The organism is Kitasatospora sp. NPDC058406, assembly GCF_042722765.1.
GTDB lineage: Bacteria > Actinomycetota > Actinomycetes > Streptomycetales > Streptomycetaceae > Kitasatospora.
On sequence record NZ_JBHXKE010000029.1, the window covers coordinates 2,910 to 5,914 of the forward strand.

The 3,005-nt window shown below is 72.1% G+C and carries 4 protein-coding genes (1 of these 4 only partly in view); 3 read left to right on the forward strand and 1 reads right to left on the reverse strand.

Going from position 1 to position 3,005, the window contains the following annotated elements; translation table 11 throughout:
* Positions 1-47: 47 nt before the first annotated feature.
* Entirely contained in the window at positions 48-1,400 is a 1,353-nt protein-coding gene (gene murA, locus ACFWOG_RS08545; RefSeq protein ID WP_329883583.1) for a UDP-N-acetylglucosamine 1-carboxyvinyltransferase, read from the reverse strand.
* A 353-nt stretch (positions 1,401-1,753) separates the two neighbouring features.
* On the opposite strand from murA, the gene ACFWOG_RS08550 reads away from it, so the two are divergent.
* The 3 genes from ACFWOG_RS08550 to ACFWOG_RS08560 all read left to right on the forward strand — a co-directional run.
* Positions 1,754-2,338, forward strand: coding sequence for a YqgE/AlgH family protein (locus ACFWOG_RS08550; protein ID WP_329883584.1), 585 nt, complete (start codon positions 1,754-1,756; stop codon positions 2,336-2,338).
* A 62-nt stretch (positions 2,339-2,400) separates the two neighbouring features.
* Complete coding sequence (locus tag ACFWOG_RS08555) at positions 2,401-2,673, forward strand: DUF3039 domain-containing protein (protein ID WP_327677380.1); 273 nt, start codon at positions 2,401-2,403, stop codon at positions 2,671-2,673.
* An 80-nt stretch (positions 2,674-2,753) separates the two neighbouring features.
* A protein-coding gene (locus tag ACFWOG_RS08560) for a beta-N-acetylhexosaminidase (RefSeq protein ID WP_380356110.1) crosses the window boundary here: on the forward strand, positions 2,754-3,005 show its beginning. The gene runs 1,353 nt beyond the window's last position; 252 of the gene's 1,605 nt are visible here — the first part of the coding sequence; the start codon lies at positions 2,754-2,756; the stop codon falls past the right edge of the window.

Below are 3,005 nucleotides of genomic sequence, written 5' to 3' on the forward strand. Positions count from 1 at the left end.
GCCCCGCCCTCCCGCGGGGGGCCGCGGGGGGGCGCCCCCCGGACCGGTCAGGCGCCGACCAGCTGCTCGCTCGGGAGTCCGTTGGGCAGCTCGACGTGGGCGCCGAGGTCGCGCAGCTTGTCCATGAAGTTCTCGTAGCCGCGGTTGATCAGGTCGATGCCGTGCACGGTCGAGGTGCCCTCGGCCGCCAGCGCCGCGATCAGGTACGAGAAGCCGCCGCGCAGGTCCGGGATGACCAGCTCGGAGCCCATCAGCTTGGACGGCCCGGAGACCACCGCGGAGTGCAGGAAGTTGCGGGCGCCGAAGCGGCACGGGGTGGCGCCCAGGCACTCGCGGTAGAGCTGGATGTGGGCACCCATCTGGTTCAACGCGCCGGTGAATCCGAGCCGCGACTCGTACACCGTCTCGTGGACGATGGACAGGCCGGCCGCCTGGGTCAGCGCGACCACCAGCGGCTGCTGCCAGTCGGTCTGGAAGCCCGGGTGCACGTCGGTCTCCAGGGCGATCGCCTTGAGCTCGCCGCCCGGGTGCCAGAACCGGATGCCCTCGTCGTCCACCTCGAAGGCGCCGCCGACCTTCCGGAAGGTGTTGAGGAAGGTCATCATCTCCAGCTGGCGGGCACCGCGGACGTAGATGTCGCCCTTGGTGGCCAGGGCCGCGCAGGCCCAGGAGGCGGACTCCAGGCGGTCCGGCAGCGCGCGGTGGTTGTAGCCGTTCAGCTCGTCGACGCCGGTGATCAGGATGGTGCGGTCGGTGCCCATCGAGATGATCGAGCCCATCTTCTGCAGCACGCAGATCAGGTCGACGATCTCCGGCTCGATGGCGGCGTTGCGCAGCTCGGTGACGCCCTCGGCGAGGACGGCGGTGAGCAGCACCTGCTCGGTGGCGCCGACCGACGGGTAGGGCAGCTCGATCCGGGTGCCGCGCAGCCGCTGCTGGGCCACCAGGTAGGTGCCCTGCGGGTGCTTCTCGATGGTCGCGCCGAACTGGCGGAGCACCTCGAAGTGGAAGTCGACCGGCCGGCCGCCGATGTCGCAGCCGCCGAGGCCCGGGATGAAGGCGTGGCCGAGCCGGTGCAGCAGCGGGCCGCAGAAGAGGATCGGGATCCGCGAGGAGCCCGCGTGCGCGTCGATGTCGGCGACGTTGGCGCTCTCCACGTGGGACGGGTCGAGGATCAGCTCACCCTCTTCGTCGCCGGTGCGCACGGTGACCCCGTGCAGCTGGAGCAGACCGCGGACCACCTTGACGTCGCGGATGTCCGGGACGTTGCGCAGTCTGCTGGGTCCCTGGCCGAGCAGGGCGGCGACCATGGCCTTGGGGACCAGGTTCTTCGCACCGCGGACGCGGATCTCGCCTTCGAGCGGGTTTCCGCCGTGGACCAGCAGGACGTCGTCGGTCATCGTTCTCGCAATCCGGGGTGCCAGAGGAGTGGGTGGGGCTCTGCGAGGAGCCGTGCGGTGGACCGTTTCACGGACGAGTCGGGCCCCCGGCGTGACCGAGTCGGCACCGTGGAGGGGCGTCCACCATCAGTAGATGGTAGTGGTCGCGCCGACGGTTCCCGTGAGCCTCTCCCGTGATGGTGCTCTCCCCGGGCCGCGGGCCGCGCGCCGGTACGCCCGTACGGGTGTTCGCCGCGTGTTCGCCGGGTGTCGACCGGGTGTCGGCCCGGCGGACCGCCGATTGCCCTGCGGGTCCTCGGCCGGTCCCCGGTTTCGGGTGTCCGCCCCCGGGGGTCTGCGGGATCATGTGAGGCATGACGGCGGCCCATTCGCACGGAGGCCGGTCCCACACCGGCCGCTTGCTCGTCGCGACGCCCGTGCTCACCGATCCGAACTTCGCCCGGGCGGTGGTGCTCCTCCTCGACCACGACGTCGAGGGGGCGCTCGGTGTGGTCCTCAACCGGCCGACGCCGATCGAGGTGGGCAGCGTGCTGGACGGCTGGGGCGTGCTGGTGGGGCAGCCGGCCGTGGTGTTCCAGGGCGGACCGGTGGCGCTGGACTCGGCGCTCGGGCTGGCCGTGGCGCCGGGGGAGCCGGGCACCGGCGAACCGCTCGGCTGGCGGAGGGTGCACGGCGCGATCGGCCTGGTCGACCTGGAGGCGCCGCCCGAGGTGCTGGCCGGCGAGCTCGGGGCGCTGCGGATCTTCGCCGGGTACGCGGGCTGGGCGCCCGGGCAGCTGGAGTCCGAGGTCACCAGCGGCGCCTGGTACCTGGTGGACTGCGAGCCGGGGGACATCTCCAGCCCGGAGCCGGAACGGCTCTGGCGCGCGGTGCTGCGCCGCCAGCGCGGTCCGATGGCGCTGCTCGCGACGTACCCCGACGACCCCACCCTGAACTGACCGGAGCGGCTCCCGTCGCGACACTGGCCCGGTTTTGCGGGGCGCCCATAGACTTGGCACCTATGAGCACTCTTGAGCCCGAGCGCGGCCTCGGCACCGGCACCCTGGTCGAGCCCGTCCCGCAGGTGTCCAACGGGGACGGCGACCACGAGCGCTTCGCCCACTACGTCCAGAAGGACAAGATCATGGAGAGCGCGCTCTCCGGGTCCCCCGTGGTGGCGCTGTGCGGCAAGGTGTGGGTGCCCGGGCGCGACCCGAAGAAGTACCCGGTGTGTCCGATGTGCAAGGAGATCTACGACGGCATCGGCAAGCCGCAGGGCGGCGACGACAAGTAGCGGCCTGCCCCGCATGTGAGGTCTGGACCATTTTGCAAACTGGTCTATGCCCGTGGCCGGGCCGGGGGCAGGATGGCGGAATGGACCTCATACCCGCCCCCTTGAGCTCCGTCCGCCTCCCGGACCAGGACTTCTCCCTCGACCAGACCACCACCCTGACCGCGCCGCCGGCGCTGGCCGGGGCCGAACGGTGGCTGCGCTCCTCACTGGCCGCCGCCACCGGCCTTCCGCTGGCCCCGGGCCGGCCCGGGGAGGGAGTCGAACTGGTCCTCGACGAGACGCTGGCCGGCGAGGCGTACCGGCTATCGGTGCGCCCCGGCCACGCCGTGATC

What these genes read in the sequence shown, in the direction of transcription:
- murA (WP_329883583.1), bottom strand. Translation starts at nt 1,400, where the DNA reads ATGACCGACGACGTCCTGCTGGTCCACGGCGGAAACCCGCTCGAAGGC.
- ACFWOG_RS08550 (WP_329883584.1), top strand. Translation starts at nt 1,754, where the DNA reads ATGACGGCGGCCCATTCGCACGGAGGCCGGTCCCACACCGGCCGCTTG.
- ACFWOG_RS08555 (WP_327677380.1), top strand. Translation starts at nt 2,401, where the DNA reads ATGAGCACTCTTGAGCCCGAGCGCGGCCTCGGCACCGGCACCCTGGTC.